Raw genomic sequence first — 22,056 nt, 5'->3', positions numbered from 1 at the left:
AAAGCCATGACCGAAACCATCACCATCAGGCAGGAACCCATCGAACTCTACAAAGTCCTCAAGATCGCCAACTGGGTCGGAGCCGGAGGCGAAGCCAAGTTCGTCATCTCCGAAGGGCTGGTGGAGCTCAACGGTGAGGTGGAAACCCGCAAGGCAAAGAAAGTCTACAACAACGACGTGGTCACCTTTCAGGAAATGTCTGTGAAGGTAGTTGTTGGGGAAACCCCGGAAGAGTAAACGGCGGAACATCGCAGTCAAGGTTGGATAGCATGATGAGCAGGGCAACAGTCGCACAAGCCGCCCGGGAGGGCGTGGCAAAGGGATGGTTCGGATTTCTCTGGATGATGAAGATCCTTATCCCCATCTCCTTTTTTACCCTGGTGCTGGACTACACCGGCATCATCACAAAACTCGATTTTATCCTCTCCCCGGTGATGGGGGTTCTCTCACTGCCCCCGGTGGCGGCCCTGCCCCTGATCATCGGCCTGCTCACCGGCATCTACGGGGCTGTTGCCGCCATGCTCGTACTGCCCATGGCCCCGGAACACATGACCCTGGTGGCGATATTCCTCCTCGTCAGCCACAACCTCATCCAGGAGAGCGCCATCCAGGGGCAGGCCGGGCTCAACCCGGTGAAAGCCACCCTCCTGCGCCTCACCACCTCGGTCATCACCGTGGCCATCTGCGCCCTGGTGCTGAACCCGCCCGATGTTGCCCCCGCAGGCGCAGGCCTTGCCGCAGCCTCCAAAGGGGCCTTTGCTCCCCTTGCCAAGGCGTGGGCCCTGGCAACCGCGGGGCTCGCAGCCAAGATCCTGGCCATTATCATGACCATCATGGTGGCCCTTCAGGTGATGAAGGCCGGAGGGGCCATCCCCGTGATCCTGCGCCCCCTGGGGCCCTTTATGTCCGTCATGGGCGTGGACAGGAAAATGGGCATCCTCTGGCTCACCGCCACCCTTTTCGGCCTCTCCTACGGGGCCGCCGTCATCGTGGAAGAGACCAAGGAGAACACCTTCACCGACCATGAGCTTACCCAGCTCCACCTCTCCATCGGCATCAACCACGCCATGATCGAAGACCCCGCCCTCTTTCTCCCCCTGGGCATCGGCGTGTTCTGGCTCTGGGTCCCCAGGCTCATCGCCGCCATCACCGCCGTACAGCTCCTGAACCTGTGGCACCGCATCCGGTCATCCCACGCCAGGGAAACCAAGGCAGCTTAGGCAAACGCCGGCGTCCATGGTTTCCCCGGACATGATGGGCACGGCGCCAAGACAGTCCCCATCCCAACGGGTTCGGCTTGGCCTTTGCCCATCCTACGTAGTCTCGAAACATCGCCACCGGCCGGTCTATGACATCCGTAGGATGGGCAAAGCGAAGCGTGCCCATCGTTGCATCATGAACCCGCACCACCCCAAAGCCATAACATCCCCACATGGGAACCGTCACCACACGCGATGGGCACGGCGCCAAGACCGTCGCCATCCCAACGGATTCGGCTTGGCCTTTGCCCATCCTACGTGGTCTCGGAACATCGCCACCGGCCGGTCTATGGCATCCGTAGGATGGGCAAAGCGGAGCGTGCCCATCTTTGCTCGGTGAACCCGCACCACTCCAAAGCCATAACATCCCCACATGGGCACCGTCACTACACGCGATGGGCACGGCACCAAGAGCGTCGCCATGCCAACGGCTACGACCTTGCCTTTGCCCATCCTACGCACCTTCGGCATATCCACCACGGTCGCCCTGTGACATCCGTAGGATGGGCAAAGCGGAGCGTGCCCATCTTTGCTCGGTGAACCCGCACCATCCAAAAGCCATAACATCCCCACATGGGCACCGTCACAACACGCGATGGGCACGGCGCCAAGAGCGTCGCCATGCCAACGGCTACGGCCTTGCCTTTGCCCATCCTACGAACCTTCGGCATATCCACTCCGGTCGCCCTGTGACATCCGTAGGATGGGCAAAGCGGAGCGTGGCCATCGTTGCTCGGTGAACCCGCACCACCCCAAAGCCATAACATCCCCACATGGGCACCGTCACCACACGCGATGGGCACGGCGCCAAGAGCGTCGCCATGCCAACCGCTACGGCCTTGCCTTTGCCCATCCTACGCATCTTCGGCATATCCACCACGGTCGCCCTGTGGCATCCGTAGGATGAGCAAAGCGAAGCGTGCCCATCTTTGCACCATGAACCCGCACCACCCCAAAGCCATAACATCCCCACATGGGCACCGTCACTACACGCGATGGGCACGGCGCAAAAACCGTCGCCATGCCAACGGCTACGACCTTGCCTTTGCCCATCCTACGCACCTTCGGCATATCCACCACGGTCGCCCTGTGACATCCGTAGGATGGGCAAAGCGGAGCGTGCCCATCTTTATTTCATACGCGATGGGCACGGCGCAAAAACCGTCGCCATGCCAACGGCTACGACCTTGCCTTTGCCCATCCTACGCACCTTCGGCATATCCACCACGGTCGCACTGTGACATCCGTAGGATGGGCAAAGCGGAGCGTGCCCATCTTTATTTCACACGCGATGGGCACGGCGCAAAAACCGTCGCCATGCCAACCGCTACGGCCTTGCCTTTGCCCATCCTACGCATCTCCGGCTTATCGCCACAGGCCGCTTTAATCAGCCGATTTCAACCCCATCATCTTCCTGGCCGCGGCCAGGCGCTCTGGCAGGTGCTCGTCTTCCAGTTCATCCACCAGCTCAGAGAGGACTTCGGGGATGTCGATGTGCTGGGGGCATTTATCCAGGCACTCCCCGCACTGGACGCACTGGGACGCGTAGCCCGTGCCGCCGGGCCTCAGGACGCCGCCGAGGCGAAGGGCGTAGAGAAACTTTCCTTCCTCTTTCTTTCCGAACAGGTGCACCTTGTTGAACACTTCAAACGCCGCCGGGATCATGACCCCGGCCGGACAGGGCATGCAGTACCCGCAGCCGGTACAGCCCACGCGCATGAGCTCATGGTAGGTGTCGGCCACCCGGTCCACCAGCGTGCACTCTTCGGGGGTCAGGGAACCGGGCAGGGCGATCTCTGCGATGGCAAGGTTCTCCTTGATGTGGGTTTCGTCGTTCATGCCCGAAAGGACCACCGTCACCTCGGGGCGGTTCCAGACCCACTGCAGGGCCCAGGCCACAGGCGTGCGGGAGACCGGCGCTTCGTCCCAGATTTTTTGGATGGCCGGAGGAGCCTCGGGCGCCCCCAGGTTCCCGCCCCGCAAGGGTTCCATGATGATCACGCCCAGGTTCTTTGCGGCCGCGTATTCCAGGCCTTCGGTGCCTGCCTGGTTCTCCTGGTCCAGAAAATTGTACTGGATCTGGCAAAAGGTCCAGGGGTAGGCGTCCACAATGCGCTTGAAATCCTCCACGCTGCCGTGGAAGGAGAACCCTGCGTTCTTGATTCTGCCATCGGCAAGGGCCGTATCCATGAAATCGATAACACCCAGGCTCTCCAGCTTATCCCAGCTTTTGCCGTCCAGGGCATGGAGCAGATAATAATCGATGCAATCCACCCCGAGCTTATCCAGCTGGGTGTTCAGGTACGTGTCCATCTCCCCGCGGGCATTGACCAGCCAGGAGGGCAGCTTGGTGGCGACCTTCACCTTGTCCCGGTAGCCGTCTTTCAGGGCACGGCCCAGGATGGTCTCGCTCTGGCCGCCGTGGTAAGGCCAGGCCGTATCCAGATAGTTGACGCCGCTGTCCACGGCAGACCGGATCTGCCGGATGGCCCGGTCCTCATCCACCTGGCCCTCTTCGGTCATGGGCAGGCGCATGGCCCCGAACCCCAGGGCGGACAGCCTGTCGCCCGTTTGCGGAACATGCCTGTACTGCATGGTGTCTCTCCTTTCTCGTCGGTGTGATAGGGGGGAAAGGCTTGCAATCAACGAGTATCCCGTGAATGGCCACCGGTGGTCAACCGATGCAGCATAAAGGCCCTCACATACCCGTTATATAATAAAAAACCCCGCCGCTTTTGTAGCACATCAAAGCGACGGGGCCTCTTGTTCACGTGTTTCGTCGGGGCGGATCAGATAAGGGTATCCCGATCTCTAACGCCCACCAGATACAAAATACTGTCGAGGCCGAGGGTGGAGATGGACTGGCGGGCGCCCTGTTTCACCACGGGTTTGGCATGAAAGGCGATGCCGAGGCCTGCCAGGTTCAGCATGGGCAGATCGTTGGCCCCGTCACCCACGGCAATGACCTGCTGGAGATTGATCTCCTCTTTCTTGGCGAGCATCTGGAGGAGTTCGGCCTTTTTGGCGGCGTCCACGATGTCCCCCACCACCTTGCCGGTGAGTTTGCCGTCCTTGATCTCCAGCTCGTTGGCGTAGACGTAGTCCACGCCCAGCTTTTTCTGGAGGATCCGCCCGAAATAGGTAAAGCCCCCTGAGAGGATGGCGGTTTTGTAGCCAAACTGGCGGAGGTTGGCGATGAGGCGCTCGGCCCCGTCGGTCATGGGGATTCGCTCGGCCACTTTCTGCATGCTCTCTTCTGAGAGTCCTTCCAGGAGCCCGAGCCTGCGCCGCAAGCTCTCCTTGAAATCGATCTCGCCACGCATGGCCGATTCGGTGATGGCGGCCACTTTCTCCCCTACCCCGGCTTCGGCGGCCAATTCGTCGATGACCTCGGCCTGAATAAGAGTAGAATCCATGTCAAAGGCCACCATGCGGCGATTTCGCCTGTAGGGGGTCTCCTCCTGCAGGGCGATATCGATGCCCAGGCGGGCGGTGATCTCCAGGAATTTTTTGCGGATGCCCTCCAGCTCGTCGGGGGTGCCGCGCAGGGAGAGTTCGATGCAGACCGGCTTTTCGGTCTTCTCCACGTCGGTCAGGGGCATGCGGCCGGACAAGCGGGTCACGCCGTTGATGTTGAGTCCGCTCTCGGCCAGGACCCGGGTCACCTCGGCCATGTGCACGGCCGTGACCTTGCGGCCCAACAGGGTAACGATGTACCGCTTCTTCCCGGAGGCCGCCACCCAGTCCCGGTAGCGGGCATCGGAGATGGGCCGGAATTTTACGTTGATATCCAGATCATGGGCCGCAAAAAGAACCTCTTTGACGATGGGTGCCGCCTCATGCTTGACAGGAATCCGAATGAGAATACCCAATGAGAGATTATCGTGGATCACGGTCTGGCCCATGTCCAGGATCTCCACATCGTATTCAGCCAGAATACCTGTCATTTGTGCGGCAAGGCCGGGCTTGTCCTGGCCGTAGATATGGATCATGATCAATTCGTGCATGCTGGGCTCCGATGGGGATGATACGTCACGGGTTGTTTGGATGAAATTATTGTCTCAGACGGCGCATTATATAGCATTCCTGAGAGGGTATGAAAAGGTGCGATGCGTCCTAATTTAAAGTCTCTGGATCAAGTAAACATAGGCGGGAAGGCCGCTTGCTTCCTTGATCTCGTGGAACATGGGCAGCACCTCTTCGCGGCGCTGGGTCTCCACCAGGGGCGAAAGATAGACGCAGCCCTTGGCCCCCTCTTCCCGGGAAACCGACCCCAGAAGCGCCATGATGGACGCGTGATGGGCCTTGGAAAAGGTGGTGCCCAGAAGAAAATTGGCGGTGACGTTCACCGACGGGTAGCGGGCGTTCACCGACACCATTTTGTGCAGGGCCTCGGTGACCATGGCCGCGGTAATGGGCTTGCCGAGCATCTTCAGGGTGTCGTTGTCCGCGGACTCCAGGCCCAGGTTGATGTAAACGGTGCAGGGCAACGCCTCAAGGGCCTTGAAGGTCTCGTCCCCGGCCTTGGAAAACGAGGCACAGCTCCCAAAGAGAAATACCGAGGGGGGCGCCCCTTTGGATGCCCCGAAGCCAAAGGCCTCACAGGCGGTCTGCGCGGCATGGGCCACCCGCTCTCCACCCGCGGCCAGGGCGTCGTGATCTCCCAGGAACAGGGCGTTAAAATTTTGGAGGCTTGAGCCGTAGTACCCTTTCAGGGCCTCGATCTGGGCGGCGATCTCCTCGTCGCTCCTGGAGGCAAAGGGTGCCCGGGATTTCACCGAGCAGAAGCGGCACTTGTAGAGGCAGCCGTCGGCGATGTTCAGGGGGATCACCTCGTAGTCCACATGGCGGGTGTCCGGGGGCAAAACGCTTACCCGGCCGCCGATGATGCGGTGCAGGTCTTCGGCCCGCCGGATCAGGGCGGAGTCGTCGTTGGCCTTGATGACCTGCTCCACAAAGGCGCGCATCTCCGGGGCCAGCACCTCAAGGGAGGTGGTGCAGAGGGTCCCGTAGACCTGGGACCAGGCGGAAAAAGCCCGGGCAATGCCCGGCTCCGTGTACGGGGTCACCTCCCGGATGGCGTTGCTCTCATAGGAGAGGCAGGGCAGGTAGTCCTCCCCCACCCAGTCCTTCACCCGGCCCTGGCCCCTGTCCAGCCCCACGGAGTAGTAAACCCAGTCGTTGCCCCAGCTCCGCTTCAGCCACTCCCAGGGATGGGGCCAGGCCCGCGTCAGCCCGCGCATGTAGCGGATCTCTCCGGTGGGGTTGAAGTGAAAGGCAAACTCCCGGCTCCGGATCTCGCCATAGATCCCGAAACGCGCCGGGTAAGTCCCCTTGGCCGTGGGAATGGCCCCCCTGGTGTTGATAATCACCACCAGGTTCCCCAGGCAGCAGGAGCGCATCTCTTCATCGTCCATTACCGATTCCGGCTGTTGATTCAAATCCGTGGTCACCGTCATGAACTCTCTTTCTCCTAACGGGGCTGTTCATACATTAAGGGGATAAATAACGCACCAACCATACAAGAGATTGACAGGTCCATCCACCACATTTATAGTCATCGGATCATGAAAACCATCTAAGACATATCCCCCTTTTCTCTATTTGGGACGCGCGGTGGCCAAGGCCCGGGACCGGTGAGGTGCGCCTTTGCGACACAGCCCCCGCCTTTTTTTTACGCGCCGCCCCTCCTGCACCGTATGTCACCTTCAACATAAGACAATTCCGGCACAGCTCCGTCAAAGGACGGCCGGACCATGAGGTTTTCATGAACATCAAACAACTCATCGACGCATCCAAAAAGCCCGAACTCTACGCCCCTGCTACAGCAACCATGTGGGACGACCCGTACATCGGTGCCCGGCTCCTTGAAACCCACCTGAGCCAGGCCACAGACCTCGCCAGCCGAAAAGAGGCGACCATCACGGACACGGTAAACTGGATCCTGGGTCAGGCCCCGGACAAGCCCCTTGACATCCTGGACCTGGGCTGCGGCCCCGGCCTCTACTGCGACAAGCTGGCCCGGCTCGGCCACAGGCTCACCGGAGTGGACATCTCCGCCACCTCCATCAAATATGCCCGGCAGGCGGCCCGGAAAAGCGGGCTAAAGATCTCCTACCTGAACCAAAACTACCTGGAGCTGGACCATGACAGCCGGTACGACCTCATCATCATGATCTTTTGTGACTTTGGGGTCCTGACACCTTCACAGCAGAACCGCCTCCTTGCAAAGGTCCACCGGGCCCTGGTGCCGGGCGGGGTCTTTGTCTTCGACGTCATGAACGAAGGCGTTCTCGCCACCCTTCCCGACCCGCAATGGGAAGCTTCGGACAAGGGATTCTGGAGGGACCGGCCCTACCTCGCCCTGTCCCGGTCCTTTTGCTATGAAGAGCAAGGGGTATGCCTCAGCCAGCATATCGTGGCAGATGAATCCGGCTCGGTGGATTCCTACCGCTTCTGGACCCATACCTTCTCCCACGAAACGCTGCACCGCCTGCTGTGGGCCCGGGGGTTCCGAAACATCAGCTGCCATGACGGGCTCTTGCCCGACAGCGATGCCCACCGATCCCGTGACGTGACCTTCTGCGTCGCCCGCAGGTAAGCCCCGGCGCATGTGCTACGGGAGTCATTGACAGATACAGGAGCCCAGGCCTAAACTAAGGAAAAGCAAGATAAGGAAACGTTGATACCGAAGGAAGGGCGGCCCATGAACATTTCAGAGATCATGTCCAAGCGAATCGTCACCGTGGAACTCGACGACACCCTGCGGGTCGTCAGGGATATCTTTGCCAACGTGGCCTTTCACAACCTGCTGGTGGTGGAGAACAAACGCCTCTACGGCGTCCTCTCCGACCGGGCCCTGCTCAAGGCCCTCAGCCCGAACCTGGGCACTGCCGCAGAAACTCAGGAAGACCGGGCCACCCTGAACAAAAAGGTGCACCAGGTGATGAGCCGCGAGCCCATCACCCTGCCCCGGGACGCGTCGGTGCGGGATGCCGTGCGCCTGTTCAACACCGAGACCATCACCTGCATCCCGGTTGTGGACGACGACAACCGGCCCGTGGGCATCATCAGCTGGCGGGACATCATCAAGATGCTGGGGGCCATGATCGAAGAAAAATCCAAAAAGCACCGCTGCCCCCACGCCCGCGGATAAAAGCCCGCCACACGCCACACCTTAAATCAGACAAAAAAAAGGGCCGCCTCGCACAAGCGAGACGGCCCTTATAACTTGCAATCAACGGATCTCCCTGAAGGGAGGCATCAATTAGAAGCCTTCAACCCTTTCGAAGATGGCGCATGCGCCCATACCGCCGCCGATACACATGGAGACGATACCGTACTTGCCACCGGTACGCTCCAGGTTGGCAATGAGGGTAGCGGTGAGCTTGGCACCGGTACAACCCAGGGGGTGACCCAGGGCGATGGCGCCGCCGTTGAGGTTGATCTTGGACTCGTCGAGGCCCAGCTCTTTGATGCAGTGCAGGGACTGGGTAGCAAAAGCTTCGTTAAGCTCGATGACGTCGATGTCTTCAACCTTGAGGCCAGCTTTTTCCAGAGCCTTGGGAATGGCGTACTTGGGACCAACACCCATTTCGTCGGACTTGCAACCGGCTACGGCGTAAGTCACGAGCTTTGCAAGGGGCTTGAGGCCGAGACGCTCGCATGCTTCCTTGCTGGCAAGGAGGGTAGCGGCAGCGCCGTCAGTGGTCTGGGAAGAGTTGGCTGCGGTAGCCACGCCACCGGCCTTGAAGGGGGAGTTCAGTCGAGCGATCCCTTCAACGGTGGTGCCGGCGCGAACGCCGTCGTCTTTTTCGACCATGAAGGTCTCTTTCTTGAAGGTACCGTCAGCCTGCTCAACAAATTTGTATGCGGGAACGGGTACGATCTCGGTGAAGTAGCCTTTCTCCTGAGCTTCAACCGCCTTGTTTACGGAGCGAACGGCGAACTCATCGCACTCCTGACGGGTGATGCCGTAACGGTCAGCCACGTTCTCAGCGGTTACACCCATGGAGATGTAAGCCTCGGGCTTGACGGCGGAGAATTCAGGGTGAGGGCGGGGAGTGTGACCACCCATGGGAACGTAGGTCATGGACTCAAGACCGGCACCCATGGTGAGATCAGACCAACCGGCCTGGATACGAAGGGAGGCCAGGGCGATGGCTTCGATGCCGGAAGCACAGAAGCGGTTCACGGTGGCACCGGACACTTCGTCGGGGAAGCCAGCCATCTGGGCTGCGACACGGGCAACGTTAAGGCCCTGCTCACCTTCGGGGAAGGCGCAACCGCACATGACGTCGTCGATCTCGAGGGGATCAACCCCTGCTTTTTCGACACAAGACTTCATGATAAAGGAGAGGAGGTCCTCAGGACGGGTCTCCTTGAACTGACCCCTCTTATTCTTACAACCAGGCGTTCTCACTGACTGGACGATGTATGCATCTCTCATGTTCTATTCCTCCATTTTCCTGATGCCCTTTTTTCCTGCATCCGCCGGAGTGAGGCACAGGGCGGGCGACCCGCCCTGTGCGTCACGGCGTGATGCATGTACTCTTCACAGGCATCGAAATTGAACGTAAGGCTATTGGCCAACCCGGCTATTAGTTACGGAGAGGTTTGCCGGTTTTCAGCATGTGCGCGATACGGGCAACGCTCTTCTCTTCCTTGAGGAAGTCGATGAAGGCTTCACGCTCGAGCTTGAGAATGGCTTCTTCGCTCACTTCGGTGCCGGACTTCACGTCGCCGCCTGCGATAACGTAGGCGATGCGCTTGGCCAGCATGGCGTCATGCTCTGACAGGAACCCACCGTTGAGCATGTTGAAGATCTCTGCGTTGACCATGCCGTAACCTTCGCGGCCGATGACGCGGACTTTCTTCTTCATGGGGGGTGCGTACCCGTCTTCCACCATACGCAGGACCTCTTTCTTGGCTTCGCCGATGAGGAGATCGCGGTTCATGACGATGCGGTCCTTGGTGGGGGAGAGGTGACCGTTGGCAACGGCGCCTGCAGCACTCATGGAGACAGCCGCCATGGCGATCTTCATGAAGGTGGGGATGAAGAGCTTGGCAAGGTCGGTGTCTTTGTCGGTACCTGCGGGAAGAGAGGTGATGTACTTCTTCCAGAGGTTAAGGCAACCGCCGCCTGCGGGCAGGAGGCCAACACCGATCTCAACGAGGCCCATGTACAGCTCGGAGTGGGCAACGATCTTGTCAGCAGAGAGGCACACTTCGCAACCGCCGCCGAGGGTCATGCCGTAGGGGGCAGCCACAACGGGGAAGGAAGAGTACAGGCCGCGGAGCATACCCATCTGGCCTTTTTCGAGGAAGGCGTCGAGCTCGTCGTAAGCCTTGTCTTCTGCTTTCTTGAGAACGAAGGCGAGGTCTGCACCGGCGGAGAACGCACCGGGCATGCCACCGGCCTGGTTACCGATAACAAGGCCTACACCGTGCTCATCTACGTAATCCAGGGCGCCGCCCATGAAGTCGATGATTTCGCCGTTGAGGGCGTTCATCTTGGTGGTGAACTCGAGGCAGTAAACGCCGTCACCGATGTCAACGAGAGAAGCAGAGGGGCAAGAGAGAGCCACTTTGCCGTCGGCCTTGGCAGCAGCCAGGGACAGAGCGGAAGCTGACAGGGGTACGTCTACGTAAGCAGCCTTGTCGAAATCGTAGTACTGGGGAATACCCTTTTCTACGCGGTAGAAGCTCTCAACGCCTGCGTCGAGCATGGCTTTTACTTTGGCGGAGACGGGGAGCCCTTCGGCTTCCATCTTCTCAACGGACTTGCGTACGCCGATGGCATCCCAGGCTTCGAAGGGACCTACATCCCAGCCGTAGCCCCACTTCATGGCGTTGTCGATCTCAACCAGAGAGTCGGCAATCTCGGGAATGCGGTTGCCACAGTAAGTCATGGCGTTGGCGGTGCACTTCCAGACAAACTTGGCGCCTTTGTCGTCGCCGTACACGATGGCCTGCATCTTCTCTGCGGGGGTAGCGGCCTTTTTGGCAGCATCCAGGCAGGGGAAAGAGGGCTTCTCGATGTCGATGTACTCGCCGGTGGCGGGGTCAAGCTGCTTCTTGAAGCGCTTGCCGTTCTCGTCACGGCCTTTCTTGTAGAAGCCTTCCTTGGTCTTGTTGCCCAGCTTGTTGTCGGCGAGCATCTTCTTAACGAAGTCGGGAACAACAACGGTGTCGCGCATTTCGTCGTCGGGGCAGAGCTCGTAGGAGTTGTCGGCGACGTGAACCATGGTGTCGAGGCCTACCATATCGGCGGTGCCGAAGATGGCGGTACGGGGACGACCCATTGCGGGACCGAGCAGTGCGTCGGCTTCGGCCATGGTGATGTCGTCTTCAACAACGGCCTGGAGTACGCGGCCGATGCCCTGGATACCGATACGGTTACCGATGAAGTTGGGGGTATCCTTGGCCCAGACAATCCCTTTACCAAGGTATACTTCGCCGAAGTTGGCGATGAAGTCGAGGACTTCCTGCTTGGTCTCCGCTCCGGGGATGAGCTCCAGAAGGTGCATGTAGCGGACGGGGTTGAAGAAGTGAGTGCCGAGGAAGTGCTCTTTGAAACCTGCAGAGAGGCCGTCAGAGATCTTGGCAAGGGGAATACCGGAGGTGTTGGAGCTGATGATGGCATCGGCTTTTCTCACCTTATCGATACGAGCGAAGAGTTCCTGCTTGATCTTCAGGTTCTCTACAACCACTTCGCAGATCCAGTCGCAATCGGCGAGCTTGTCGAAGTCGTCGGTCAGGTTGCCGGTCTCGATGAGAGCAGCGTCCTTCTTGGTCATGAACAGAGACGGCTTGGCAGCCAGAGTGGCTTTCAGACCGTTGTCTACCATGCGGTTACGTGCCGCAGGGTCGTTCTTTTCCTCATCGGTGAGGTCAAAGGGGACGATGTCCAAAAGGAGCACCTTCACGCCTGCAGCAGCCAAGAGAGCTGCGATGCCGCCGCCCATGATCCCGGACCCGATCACTGCAGCTTTTCTGATTTTTCTACTCATAATTCCCTCCTGTGCATAATAAATTACAATCACGCCATGAAATGAATGATCGTTCAATTTATATATTGACAGTGAATGTTGTAACAGACCGATTATTTGTATGTCAAGAGAAAACAAGTCTCTTTGAATTGCCTCTTACCAGGACATGCATAGGCCTTAATATATGGCCTTTTACAAGTTTTTTTCTCCCTTTTAAACGCTTCGGCACATACTTTGTATACATACCATTTAAGTCAATGATACCAGGTGAATGAAACATCATTCAACGACCCCTTTTCAGGAAAAGAAACATAGGGTAACCCTCCCACTTCAATCCAGATATCCAAGTTCCCCCTTGATTCCGACACCCCCTTCTGCTAAACATCATCGGTATATTTTACCAATCGGTATAACACCCTGACCTGCGGGGCCCGGACCCGACCGGAACCCCTTTGCAGTGCAAATGAGCTGGGAAAGTGAGGTGGCGTTCATGGAGTTTAAAAGATTGGACAAGGAAAGGGTGGCGACCCTGGATCTGGAGTCGGTGGCGGCCTCCATCGTCCGGACCCAACTCCCCTCGGGCGAGATTCCCTGGAGCGACGGAGACAAGACCGACCCCTGGGATCACGTGGAATCGGCCATGGGCCTGTCCGTGGGCGGCCACATCACAGAGGCGCGCAAGGCCTTTGCCTGGCTGGCCGCCATGCAGCTGGAAGACGGAAGCTGGTACGCCTCCTATAAGAAAGGTGTGCCCGAGGACCAAACCCACGACACCAACATGAGCAGCTATGTGGCCGTGGGGATTTACCACCACTTCCTTATTACAAAGGACCGCCAGTTCCTCGCCGACTACTGGCCCATCCTGAAACGGGGCCTCGACTTTGCCCTCTCCCTGCAGGCACCCGGCGGCGAGATCCACTGGGCCACAAGCCCCGAGGGCGTCGTAGACCCCATGGCCCTGCTGACGGGATCCAGCTCCATCTTCATGAGCCTCAAATGCGGGCTGGCCATTGCCCGGGAGCTGGGCCACGACATGCCCCGCTGGACCGAAGGCCTCCGCCGCGTTCGGGAAGCCATCCGCACCCGGCCCCACTCCTTCAACGTCACCAAGTCCCGCTTCTCCATGGACTGGTTCTACCCCATCCTCTCCGGGGCCCTCACCGGGGCCGAAGCCCAGAAGCGACTGGACAAATACTGGAAAAAATTTGTCGTGGAGGGCCAGGGGGTGCGGTGCGTCTCCGACGAGCCATGGGTCACCGTGGCCGAGACCGCCGAGTTCATCCTGGCCCTGTCCGCCATGGGCCACAGGGACAAGGCCGAGATCATCTTTGACTGGATCAAGGACTCCCGGTTTGACGACGGCTCCTACTGGTGCGGCTACACCTTCCCGGACATGGTGATCTGGCCCGAAGAGAAGCTCTCGTGGACCAACGGCGTGATGCTCATGGCTGCCGACGCCCTTTTTGACCTGACCCCGGCCGGGCGGCTGTTCTCCCATGACTTCTGGGCGACCCACGAGGCCCTGGCAGGCGAGAGCCTTGCCGAATGCCTGTAACCACTAGAATCAACCCCACACTGCGCCGGGACGTTTGACGTGAAAAAAGACCACAGACCCTATTGGCTGAAACGCCTCTACATCCTGTTTCAGAAGTACTATGCAAACCGTTACATCCGCCCCCAGCTCGACTTCATGGGCCGGGGCGGGGCCTATATGAAGCCCTGGCACCTGGAACTCTTCGGCGGCCCCATCCGCATCGGCTCCTACCCCACGGTCATCGCCGCGCCGGACCGGAAGGTGCGCCTCACCGTCTGGTCCGCCGACCCCGATGTCAAGGGCATCACCATCGGCGACTACTGCCTGGTCTGCCCGGGGGTGCGCATCCTGGCCGCCTCGGAGATCACCATCGGCGAGAGCTGCATGATCGCCAGCGGCGCCTACATCACCGACTCGGACTGGCACGGGATCTACGACCGCAGCCTGCCCATCGGCAAGACCTGCCCGGTGGTCCTGGAAGAGAACGTCTGGGTGGGGGACAGCGCCATCATCTGCAAAGGGGTGCGCGTGGGGAAAAACAGCATCATCGGCGCCGGGGCCGTGGTGGCATCGGATATCCCGGCAAACGCCATCGCCGTGGGCAACCCGGCCCGGGTCGTCAAGTACCTCGACCCCGACACCAAGCTCCGCACCCGGGGGGAATGGCTCTCAAATCCCGGCCAGCTGGCCCGGGAATTCGATATCATCGATCGGGATCAACTTCGCGGGAACTCCGTGGTCGGGTGGATGCGAGCCCTTCTCTTTCCCCGTCCCGGGGATTGAAATGCAGGCCCCAGACGGCCGGTGCCCCGCCCCGGACAAGGCTGTTGTTCCCGACGCGGTATCCCATGAATACCAAAGGGCATCTTTTCGATTTCCAATTTGACGAAAAAGGTGCATAATGCAATTTCGCAAAAAAGGGGCCTTTGCCTTTTTTTCATTGTAAAACACCCGGTTGGAAGCAAGGAGCGTGACATGTCCGGTAGCATGACGTTCGAAAAGGACATCGTACTGATCTATTACGAAGACACCCCCCTGGCCTTCGCTCGTATCGAGGAGATCTGGGAAGATGACAAACCCGACTGGTTCCACGTCAAGCTGCTCTTTCTGCAGATTCCCGTGCACTCGGCGACCTGGATCCTCAAGGGGGCGTACATCGATGGGGATGAGTTCACCATGGGCGGCAAGCGCATGCGCCTCGAAAAAGTCGTCTGCCCCGAAGTGGACCAGGACGAGGACTGGGACGACGAACCCCTGACCGAGATGCAGGAAGTGCCCGCGATGGAGGAACACCTCGCCGTCAACGACGACGAGCCGTCACCGCAACAGCCCGATGCCAAAGTGATTCAGTTCCCCTTTGGGAACAAGTAGCCCCTTTCGGAAAGGTGGATGGCAACACGCAGTTCCAAACGACACGTCCTCTCCGTTTCCCGGCGCAGCGATATCCCGGCCCACTACCTGGACTGGTTTATGGACTCCGTCGCAGCCGGAGAGGCCCTCGTTGATCACCCCTATACCGGTGAAACCCGGCGGGTTGCCCTCACCCCGGAGAGTGTCCATACCCTTGTGTTCTGGACCAAAGACATCGGCCCCTTCCTGAAAAGGGGCTGCGATGACAGTCTCCGAAAAAAAGGGTTTCATCTCTACTTCAACCTCACCGTCAACAGCACGGACAGACTTCTGGAACCCGGCGTCCCCCCTCTGGACCGCCGCCTGGAAGCCATGGCCGAGCTCTGCCGTCGCGTGGGCCCGGACGCCGTTGCCTGGCGCTTTGACCCCATCTGCCACTACCGGGACGCAACCGGTACCCCCTGCGACAACCTCCACGATTTTTCCCGCATCGCAAAGGCGGCCCGCGACGCCGGGATCCGCCGCTGCATCACCAGCTTCGCGGATCTCTACCCCAAAGTGGTTCGCCGCTGCCGGGCCGCGGGAATCGAGTTGACGGATCCTCCCATCCATGAGAAAGTAGCCGTCGCTTTGCGCCTGAACCGGGAGCTGCAAGCCCTCGACATCGATCTGTTTACCTGCTGCGAGAACGCGCTCCAGGACGCCCTGCCCTTCGGCAGCGGCATCACGCCGTCCGCATGCATCCCCGGCCCCTTGCTGGCCGGGCTCTACGGGGGCGACCTCTCCCTTGCACGGGACTCGGGCCAGAGAAAAGAGGCCGGGTGCCGGTGCACCCAAAGCAAAGATATCGGTTCCTACACACGGCACCCATGCCCCACGGGCTGCCTGTACTGCTACGCCAGTTCCGCGAAGGCTCCTGCCCCCAAGACTTAAGGGACGGCGCATTCGCCCGCAAAACACAAACGCCCGGGCAGGGTACGCCCGAACCATAGAGACAAGAGATGACACGTTTTACCATTGGAAACATCAAGCTGGACAGCCCCACGGTGATGGCCCCCCTGGCCGGCATCACCAATCTCCCCTTCCGCCTCATGGCAAAAGAGATGGGGGCCGGCCTCGTGGTCTCCGAGATGGTGAGCGCCAACGGCCTCATCTACGCATCGGAAAAGACCTACCGCCTCATGGACAGCCGCCCCGAAGAGAAGCCCCTGTCCATCCAGCTTTTCGGCTCGGACCCGGCCATGATGGCCGAGGCGGCCCGAAAAGTGGAGGCCGCAGGGGCCGAGATGATCGACATCAACTGCGGCTGCTCCGTAAAAAAGGTCCTCAAAACCGGCTCGGGCTCGGCCCTCATGGGCGAACCCGCCCTGGCCAGAGAGATCTTCAAGGCTGTCAGGGACGCCATCTCCATCCCCCTTACCGTGAAGATGCGCTCCGGCTGGGACGCGTCAGGGGACGATGCCCTGCTCCTGGCCCGGTTTGCCGAAGAGGCGGGCGTCGATGCGGTGGCGGTGCACCCCCGCACGGCAAAGCAGGGCTTTCGCGGGCACTCGGACTGGTCCGTCATCAAGCGGGTCAAGGAGGCCATGGGCATCCCCGTCATCGGCAACGGCGACATCCTCACCCCGGAAGACGCCCTTCGCATGTTCGAGACCACCGGCTGCGACGCGGTGATGATCGGCCGGGCCGCCATCGGCGATCCGGCCCTGTTCAAGCGCATCAACTCCTTGTTATCCGGGGATATCGTAAAGCCGTCACTGGTTGACCACTTCACCATGATGGAGCGATACTTCACAGACACCCTCGACTACTTCACCGATGAATTTATCGCCTGCAAGACCATGCGAAGCCGCCTGGGATGGTTTGTCAAAGGCCTGCCCGGATGCAGCAATTTCAGGAAAAGGGCCGTTACCCTCTCAACGCGGGAAGAAGGGCTCTCCCTCATCCGTTCCTATAAGGAGAAACTCTGTCACGGCGAGATGCATGAAAAAGTGGTGGCCACCGGACTCTTCGATTAACAACAGCCCCGTTTAACGGGGCTGTTCACGATTTCTCCCACCCTTTTCTCCCTTCTTTTTTCTAATATACCTTATCAAAACGTACCCTCTGCGAATACTCATCACTTCCTAATTATCGCCTAAAAAACGATTCCGTTTGACACCATGAGAAATATCTGTTACCAAAAAAAATCCGCATAAAAAGAGAATTGTCGCCCCAGAAGGGACGGCAAACGTTCCCGGACGACATGCCCATCCCATGGTGAGTTTGCCGATAAAGGAATGATTTATCACCGCAATTTTTATGACGGCGCCACCCCGGAGTCACCCCATGCCTGCATTGATCGCACGCCGGGCGACCCCGCATCGGTAACATACATTTCGCCGATTCACATGACGCCGAGCAACATCTTTTGCCATAGGAGTTGCGTACCATCACCAGGCACAGGAGTATTTTTCATGAGCGATTTTCTCCAATCCATTCGCAACCAGTCCAAAGACAAGCGATACCAGCACAACCACCAGTCCCGCCGCCCCTACGACCACAACAACGGCGGCCACTCCAATCATCACCACAACCAGCAGAACCATCACAACAACCAGCAGCAGTACCAGAACAATCAGAACAACAGCAACAACTACCACCATCGCAACAACAACGACAACCAGAACAACTACCACCGCAACAACGACAACCGGCGGTACCACCAGCGCCCCCGCAACGACTACGCCCAGAAAGATGAAAACCTCGGCCTTATCAAAGACCTCCTGGAGACCATGGTGACCCAGCAGAACCAGGCCATGGAGATCCACGAGCGCAGAGCCATCGCCGAAGAGCGCAAGGCCGAAGCCATCGAAGAGATCGCAAGCATCATCAGTTCCCTTGCAGGGGCCGAATTCCCCACCATCGACAAGGTTGTCTCCGGCATTGACGCCGTGGCCCGTGAGTACGAAGACGAGCTGGGCCTTGTGGACGATGAGCCCATGGACGACCTCCCCGAGCAGGAGGCTGCCCCGGCCGCCGAGATGTCCAAGGACGAAATCATCGGCATGATCCACAAAATGCGCGCCCAGGGCTCCACCTACAACGAAGTGGCCGCCCACCTCACCGAGCTGGGCCTGCCCACCTTCTCCGGTCGCGGCAAATGGCACGCCCAGACCATCCATCGGCTCTGCCAGCAGGAAGGCTAAAGACCTCCGCCCCCCAGACAAAAAAAGGCCGGTACCCTGGAGATATCCAGGTACCGGCCTTTTTTATTCGTCTTTACGCCATGGGGAGCGATCCGCGTCGCTTTACACGCTGCTTTTTTTCACACCCTCCAGCCACGCGTCCCACTCCATGGGCAGCAGCTGCTTCTTCTTGGTGTTGCACGTCTTGCAGCAGGGCACCACATTGCCCTTGGTGCTCATTCCGCCCCGGGCCACGGGAACCACATGGTCCATGGTCAGCTCGGCCGGTTTCACCGGCTGCTCGCACCAGTGACACACGCCCTTGGCGCAGCGGCGCTTCCACCACTGGCTCTGGCGAAGCTCCCGCGCCTTTCGCCGCTCTCGCTTGATGTGCGCTTCATCGGCACCAATAAACCAGTCCATCGCTAAATTCCCAGACGTCGGATGGCCTTGGTGTCCTTGCACCAGTTCTTCTCCACGCGGACAAAGAGCTTGAGGAAGACCTTTTTGCCCACCATCTCTTCGATGGCTTTTCTCGCCTCCTCGCCGATGGCCTTGAGCTTGGTTCCCTTTTTGCCGATGATGATCCCCTTCTGGGAATCACGCTCCACGTGGATGGTGGCCTCCACGTGCACGAGCTTCTTCTCCCGGGTGAAGGTATCCACGGTGACGGCCGTGGAGTAGGGAATCTCCTGGCCGGTGAGGCGAAAGATCTTTTCCCGCACCATCTCCGCCACAAAAAAGCGCTCGGGCAGGTCGGTAATGACGTCTTCGGGGTAGAAGGGAGGGCCCTCGGGCATGATCTTTGCGATCTCCGAGAGCAGGGAATCCACCTGGTCTCCGTGCTTGGCGGACAGGGGGATAATGGCATGAAAGTCGTGGATGCTTCGCCACTTTTCGATGTGGGCCAGTACCTCGGGCTTCTTGATGCGGTCCACCTTGTTGAGGGCCAGGATCACGGGCCGGTTCACCTTCTTGAGCTGGCCCACGAGGTAGGCGTCCGACTCCTCGTCGGGCTCATGGACGTCGGTCATGAAGACCACCACGTCCACATCGCCCAGGGCGGTGAGGGCCACATCCACCATGCGCACGTTCAGGGCGCGGTTGGACTTGTGCACCCCGGGGGTGTCCACAAAGACAAGCTGCATCTCTTCCCGATGCACCACGCCGAGGATACGGTGGCGCGTGGTCTGGGGCTTTCTGGAGGTGATGGAGAGCTTTTCTCCCAGCAGCTTGTTCATCAGCGTCGATTTGCCTGCGTTGGGCGCACCCACCAGGGCCACGAAGCCGCTTTTAAATCCGTTGAAATCGTGTGTGTTTTCCATATAGGTGGTCCCTTACTCCTGGTCCATGGGGGCCGAAGGCGGCGCGATCAACTCGGTGATGGCCTGCCAGACCTCGTCTCTGCCGCTTCGCGTCAGGGCGGAAAAAACGATCATCTCGCGGCTCTTCAACCCCAGCTCCCTGGCAATGCGCGACACATTGCTCTGCCGCTTGTTGTTGGAAAATTTATCGGCCTTGGTCAGCACCACCCGAAAGGGAATGCCGTGGGCCCGGAACCACTCGATGAGGTTGAACTCATCCTCCCGGGGCGACCGCCGGATGTCGATGAGGAGCAGCGCCCCTTTCAGGGAGCGGCGCTCGGCCAGGTAGCGTTCCACCATGGGGCCCCACTCGCGCACCACGCGCTTGGGCGCCTTGGCGTACCCGTAACCGGGCAGGTCCACAAAGGTGATCTCATCGTTGATGTCAAAAAAGTTCACCAGCTGGGTCCGCCCGGGGGTGGAGCTGGTCTTCACCAGGCGCTTGCGGTTCACCAGCACGTTGATCAGGGAGGATTTCCCCACGTTGGAGCGGCCTGCAAAGGCGATCTCCGGGAGCCGGAGCTCGGGGTACTGATCCACCTTCACCGCACTGGTCACAAACTCGGCTGACAGGATTTTCATGGTCTGTTTCTTTCCCGGCGGCCCGTGCGCAGGTGCATCATGCCGCGGCATCATAAACCGCAGAGCGTCAAGGCGCCACAGTTTGTGGTATACAACGAAAAGCCCGGGCCATACGGCTCCGGGCGTATATGTCAATCAGGTTCGGAGGACGGGAAACGTCTCTTTCTTCCGAATGGTTTCATACCCTTACCACAACCCCAAGGGCACTTGCCACAAAAAAGAAGCCTCCCGCCGCGGGAAGGGGTTATTTGTTGATCACCTTGTTCAAGGGGTACTCGATGATCCCTTCGGCCCCCTCCTTAAGGAGCTTGGGGATCAGGTCCCGCACCGTGCCCGAATCCACCACCGTTTCCACGGAGAGCCAGTCGCTCTGGTAAAGGTGAGCCACGGTGGGGGCGTGGAGGCTGGGCAACAGGTTCACCACGTTTTCCACATCCTCTTTGGAGACGTTCATCTTGAGCCCCACGAGCTTTCCGGCCACCAGGGCCCCTTTCAGGAGCATGGCCATCTCTTCGATCTTCTCCCGCTTGGCAGGATCCTCCCAGACCACGCGGTTGGCGATGAGCTGGGTGTTGGTCTGCATGAGCTCGTGGATCACCCGAAGGCCGTGGGCCTTGATGGTGCTCTCCGTCTCCGTGATCTCCACGATGGCATCTGCCAGGCCGGAGACCACCTTGGCCTCGGTGGCGCCCCAGGAGAACTTCACCTTCACGTCGATGCCCTTGTCGGCAAAGAACCGCTTGGTCACCCCCACCAGCTCCGTGGAGACGGTCTTGCCCTGGAGGTCTTCCAGGGTCTGTACCGGAGAGTCGTAGGCCACGGCCACCACCCACCGGGCGGGCTTGGCGCTCACCTTGGAGTAGACCAGGTCCGTCACCACGTGGACGTCGGACTGGTACTCGGCGATCCAGTCCCTGCCGGTGAGCCCCACGTCCAGGGTGCCGTTTTCCACATTAAGGGCCATCTCCTGGGCCCGGCAGAGGGCACAGGTCATGGTGTCGTCGTTGATGTCGGGAAAATAGCTTCGCCCGCTCACCGACACGTTCCAACCCGCTTTCTTAAAGAGGGCAAGGGTGGCCTCTTGGAGGCTGCCTTTGGGAAGTCCAAGTTTCAACTGCTCGTTCATACACACTCCATGCATGAAGGCTTCGTCAAACCACCGAAGACTTCGGTCTGTGCCCGGCTCGCGGCAAACGGCCATACACCAACATCAAAGGCCCCCGCCCGGCCGGGCGTTGATCACCAAATCGTGTGGCCGCCTCCGTCTTCTATCCCCATAGAGCATGGGCAGACCACGCCTTTTTTATCTCTTACTTCTTGTACACTTCGTCCGGGTCAAAGAGGGGCTCTCCGGTCACCACGAGCTCTTCCCCTTCCACCTTCCTGAAAAAGCAGCTCTTGTACCCCAGGTGGCAGGCGGCCCCGCCCTTCTGGACCACCTTGAGCAGCACGGTGTCTGCGTCGCAGTCGATGCGGATCTCCTTGACCACCTGCTCGTTGCCCGAGCTCTCGCCCTTGACCCAGAGCTTACCCCGGGATCGGCTGAAGTAGGTGGCCTTTTTGGTCTCCACCGTAAGCTTAAAGGCCTCTTCGTTCATAAAGGCCACCATGAGAACGTCTCCGCTCTCCCAATCCTGCACCACGGCCGGGAGAAGACCGTCAAATTTCGTGTAATCCAGTTCCACCATCACCTCGTCTCCTTCCACAGGTATCGTTTTCGCGCCGGGCCGCACACGGCCCCGCACATCACGCTGTTTCACACCAGAATCCGCCACGGATCGACCCCGACGGTACGTACCGTCACCGAAG

At 59.5% G+C, this 22,056-nt stretch carries 20 protein-coding genes; 10 read left to right on the top strand and 10 right to left on the bottom strand.

Annotated elements, in window-relative coordinates:
* The first annotated feature begins 6 nt into the window (after nucleotides 1-6).
* Entirely contained in the window at nucleotides 7-237 is a 231-nt protein-coding gene (locus MSL71_RS08885; protein WP_180138913.1) for an RNA-binding S4 domain-containing protein, read from the top strand.
* 32 nt (nucleotides 238-269) lie between these two features.
* Nucleotides 270-1,220, top strand: a complete 951-nt coding sequence (locus MSL71_RS08880) for an iron transporter (RefSeq protein ID WP_180138911.1) — start codon at nucleotides 270-272, stop codon at nucleotides 1,218-1,220.
* A gap of 1,422 nt (nucleotides 1,221-2,642) precedes the next feature.
* On the opposite strand, the gene MSL71_RS08875 is transcribed toward MSL71_RS08880, so the two are convergent.
* The 3 genes from MSL71_RS08875 to MSL71_RS08865 all read right to left on the bottom strand — a co-directional run bounded on the left by MSL71_RS08875 (nucleotide 2,643) and on the right by MSL71_RS08865 (nucleotide 6,718).
* Complete coding sequence (locus MSL71_RS08875) at nucleotides 2,643-3,854, bottom strand: aldo/keto reductase (protein WP_180138909.1); 1,212 nt, start codon at nucleotides 3,852-3,854, stop codon at nucleotides 2,643-2,645.
* 194 nt (nucleotides 3,855-4,048) lie between these two features.
* On the bottom strand, nucleotides 4,049-5,266 hold the full coding sequence (gene serB, locus MSL71_RS08870) for a phosphoserine phosphatase SerB (RefSeq protein ID WP_180138907.1): 1,218 nt from the start codon (nucleotides 5,264-5,266) through the stop codon (nucleotides 4,049-4,051).
* A 114-nt stretch (nucleotides 5,267-5,380) separates the two neighbouring features.
* A complete protein-coding gene (locus MSL71_RS08865; RefSeq protein ID WP_180138905.1) occupies nucleotides 5,381-6,718 on the bottom strand; it encodes a radical SAM protein in 1,338 nt (445 codons plus the stop codon).
* A 308-nt stretch (nucleotides 6,719-7,026) separates the two neighbouring features.
* On the opposite strand from MSL71_RS08865, the gene MSL71_RS08860 reads away from it, so the two are divergent.
* Together MSL71_RS08860 and MSL71_RS08855 are read left to right on the top strand one after the other, a co-directional pair.
* Complete coding sequence (locus MSL71_RS08860) at nucleotides 7,027-7,860, top strand: class I SAM-dependent methyltransferase (protein ID WP_180138903.1); 834 nt, start codon at nucleotides 7,027-7,029, stop codon at nucleotides 7,858-7,860.
* Between the two features lie 105 nt (nucleotides 7,861-7,965).
* Nucleotides 7,966-8,415: a CBS domain-containing protein gene (locus MSL71_RS08855; RefSeq protein WP_180138901.1), complete on the top strand. Its 450-nt coding sequence runs from the start codon at nucleotides 7,966-7,968 to the stop codon at nucleotides 8,413-8,415.
* Nucleotides 8,416-8,526: 111 nt separating this feature from the next.
* Here MSL71_RS08855 and MSL71_RS08850 read toward each other — a convergent pair whose 3' ends face one another.
* Entirely contained in the window at nucleotides 8,527-9,708 is a 1,182-nt protein-coding gene (locus tag MSL71_RS08850; RefSeq protein ID WP_180138899.1) for a thiolase family protein, read from the bottom strand.
* Between the two features lie 151 nt (nucleotides 9,709-9,859).
* A complete protein-coding gene (locus MSL71_RS08845) occupies nucleotides 9,860-12,271 on the bottom strand; it encodes a 3-hydroxyacyl-CoA dehydrogenase/enoyl-CoA hydratase family protein (RefSeq protein WP_180138897.1) in 2,412 nt (803 codons plus the stop codon).
* A 469-nt stretch (nucleotides 12,272-12,740) separates the two neighbouring features.
* On the opposite strand from MSL71_RS08845, the gene MSL71_RS08840 reads away from it, so the two are divergent.
* The 6 genes from MSL71_RS08840 to MSL71_RS08815 all read left to right on the top strand — a co-directional run bounded on the left by MSL71_RS08840 (nucleotide 12,741) and on the right by MSL71_RS08815 (nucleotide 18,322).
* The gene (locus tag MSL71_RS08840; protein WP_180138895.1) at nucleotides 12,741-13,805 is read left to right on the top strand and encodes a prenyltransferase/squalene oxidase repeat-containing protein; all 1,065 of its coding nucleotides are present in this window, start codon (nucleotides 12,741-12,743) and stop codon (nucleotides 13,803-13,805) included.
* A 39-nt stretch (nucleotides 13,806-13,844) separates the two neighbouring features.
* Complete coding sequence (locus MSL71_RS08835; protein ID WP_180138893.1) at nucleotides 13,845-14,567, top strand: acyltransferase; 723 nt, start codon at nucleotides 13,845-13,847, stop codon at nucleotides 14,565-14,567.
* A gap of 192 nt (nucleotides 14,568-14,759) precedes the next feature.
* The gene (locus MSL71_RS08830) at nucleotides 14,760-15,155 is read left to right on the top strand and encodes a hypothetical protein (protein ID WP_246317751.1); all 396 of its coding nucleotides are present in this window, start codon (nucleotides 14,760-14,762) and stop codon (nucleotides 15,153-15,155) included.
* An 18-nt stretch (nucleotides 15,156-15,173) separates the two neighbouring features.
* Entirely contained in the window at nucleotides 15,174-16,067 is an 894-nt protein-coding gene (locus MSL71_RS08825; protein WP_180138891.1) for a DUF1848 family protein, read from the top strand.
* 68 nt (nucleotides 16,068-16,135) lie between these two features.
* On the top strand, nucleotides 16,136-17,152 hold the full coding sequence (dusB, locus tag MSL71_RS08820; RefSeq protein ID WP_180138890.1) for a tRNA dihydrouridine synthase DusB: 1,017 nt from the start codon (nucleotides 16,136-16,138) through the stop codon (nucleotides 17,150-17,152).
* 438 nt (nucleotides 17,153-17,590) lie between these two features.
* Entirely contained in the window at nucleotides 17,591-18,322 is a 732-nt protein-coding gene (locus MSL71_RS08815; RefSeq protein WP_180138888.1) for a hypothetical protein, read from the top strand.
* A 102-nt stretch (nucleotides 18,323-18,424) separates the two neighbouring features.
* Here MSL71_RS08815 and MSL71_RS08810 read toward each other — a convergent pair whose 3' ends face one another.
* From MSL71_RS08810 to hisI, 5 genes are all read right to left on the bottom strand, one after another.
* Entirely contained in the window at nucleotides 18,425-18,724 is a 300-nt protein-coding gene (locus tag MSL71_RS08810; protein ID WP_180138886.1) for an HNH endonuclease, read from the bottom strand.
* A gap of 2 nt (nucleotides 18,725-18,726) precedes the next feature.
* Nucleotides 18,727-19,626 carry a GTPase Era gene (gene era / locus MSL71_RS08805; protein WP_180138884.1) on the bottom strand — a complete coding sequence of 300 codons (900 nt, stop codon included), beginning with the start codon at nucleotides 19,624-19,626 and terminating at the stop codon, nucleotides 18,727-18,729.
* 12 nt (nucleotides 19,627-19,638) lie between these two features.
* Nucleotides 19,639-20,247: a ribosome biogenesis GTP-binding protein YihA/YsxC gene (gene yihA / locus MSL71_RS08800; RefSeq protein WP_180138882.1), complete on the bottom strand. Its 609-nt coding sequence runs from the start codon at nucleotides 20,245-20,247 to the stop codon at nucleotides 19,639-19,641.
* Between the two features lie 244 nt (nucleotides 20,248-20,491).
* Complete coding sequence (gene hisG / locus MSL71_RS08795; RefSeq protein ID WP_180138880.1) at nucleotides 20,492-21,373, bottom strand: ATP phosphoribosyltransferase; 882 nt, start codon at nucleotides 21,371-21,373, stop codon at nucleotides 20,492-20,494.
* Between the two features lie 184 nt (nucleotides 21,374-21,557).
* Nucleotides 21,558-21,935, bottom strand: a complete 378-nt coding sequence (gene hisI / locus MSL71_RS08790; RefSeq protein WP_180139080.1) for a phosphoribosyl-AMP cyclohydrolase — start codon at nucleotides 21,933-21,935, stop codon at nucleotides 21,558-21,560.
* Between the last annotated feature and the right edge of the window lie 121 nt (nucleotides 21,936-22,056).

Source organism: Desulfoluna butyratoxydans (assembly GCF_900699765.1).
In the GTDB taxonomy this organism is placed as follows: domain Bacteria; phylum Desulfobacterota; class Desulfobacteria; order Desulfobacterales; family Desulfolunaceae; genus Desulfoluna; species Desulfoluna butyratoxydans.
Note: the sequence above shows the minus strand (reverse complement) of the source record. Positions and strands in the feature narration are given on the sequence as shown.

What these genes read in the sequence shown, in the direction of transcription:
- MSL71_RS08885 (WP_180138913.1), top strand. Translation starts at nt 7, where the DNA reads ATGACCGAAACCATCACCATCAGGCAGGAACCCATCGAACTCTACAAA.
- MSL71_RS08880 (WP_180138911.1), top strand. Translation starts at nt 270, where the DNA reads ATGATGAGCAGGGCAACAGTCGCACAAGCCGCCCGGGAGGGCGTGGCA.
- MSL71_RS08875 (WP_180138909.1), bottom strand. Translation starts at nt 3,854, where the DNA reads ATGCAGTACAGGCATGTTCCGCAAACGGGCGACAGGCTGTCCGCCCTG.
- serB (WP_180138907.1), bottom strand. Translation starts at nt 5,266, where the DNA reads ATGCACGAATTGATCATGATCCATATCTACGGCCAGGACAAGCCCGGC.
- MSL71_RS08865 (WP_180138905.1), bottom strand. Translation starts at nt 6,718, where the DNA reads ATGACGGTGACCACGGATTTGAATCAACAGCCGGAATCGGTAATGGAC.
- MSL71_RS08860 (WP_180138903.1), top strand. Translation starts at nt 7,027, where the DNA reads ATGAACATCAAACAACTCATCGACGCATCCAAAAAGCCCGAACTCTAC.
- MSL71_RS08855 (WP_180138901.1), top strand. Translation starts at nt 7,966, where the DNA reads ATGAACATTTCAGAGATCATGTCCAAGCGAATCGTCACCGTGGAACTC.
- MSL71_RS08850 (WP_180138899.1), bottom strand. Translation starts at nt 9,708, where the DNA reads ATGAGAGATGCATACATCGTCCAGTCAGTGAGAACGCCTGGTTGTAAG.
- MSL71_RS08845 (WP_180138897.1), bottom strand. Translation starts at nt 12,271, where the DNA reads ATGAGTAGAAAAATCAGAAAAGCTGCAGTGATCGGGTCCGGGATCATG.
- MSL71_RS08840 (WP_180138895.1), top strand. Translation starts at nt 12,741, where the DNA reads ATGGAGTTTAAAAGATTGGACAAGGAAAGGGTGGCGACCCTGGATCTG.
- MSL71_RS08830 (WP_246317751.1), top strand. Translation starts at nt 14,760, where the DNA reads ATGTCCGGTAGCATGACGTTCGAAAAGGACATCGTACTGATCTATTAC.
- MSL71_RS08825 (WP_180138891.1), top strand. Translation starts at nt 15,174, where the DNA reads ATGGCAACACGCAGTTCCAAACGACACGTCCTCTCCGTTTCCCGGCGC.
- dusB (WP_180138890.1), top strand. Translation starts at nt 16,136, where the DNA reads ATGACACGTTTTACCATTGGAAACATCAAGCTGGACAGCCCCACGGTG.
- MSL71_RS08815 (WP_180138888.1), top strand. Translation starts at nt 17,591, where the DNA reads ATGAGCGATTTTCTCCAATCCATTCGCAACCAGTCCAAAGACAAGCGA.
- MSL71_RS08810 (WP_180138886.1), bottom strand. Translation starts at nt 18,724, where the DNA reads ATGGACTGGTTTATTGGTGCCGATGAAGCGCACATCAAGCGAGAGCGG.
- era (WP_180138884.1), bottom strand. Translation starts at nt 19,626, where the DNA reads ATGGAAAACACACACGATTTCAACGGATTTAAAAGCGGCTTCGTGGCC.
- yihA (WP_180138882.1), bottom strand. Translation starts at nt 20,247, where the DNA reads ATGAAAATCCTGTCAGCCGAGTTTGTGACCAGTGCGGTGAAGGTGGAT.
- hisG (WP_180138880.1), bottom strand. Translation starts at nt 21,373, where the DNA reads ATGAACGAGCAGTTGAAACTTGGACTTCCCAAAGGCAGCCTCCAAGAG.
- hisI (WP_180139080.1), bottom strand. Translation starts at nt 21,935, where the DNA reads ATGGTGGAACTGGATTACACGAAATTTGACGGTCTTCTCCCGGCCGTG.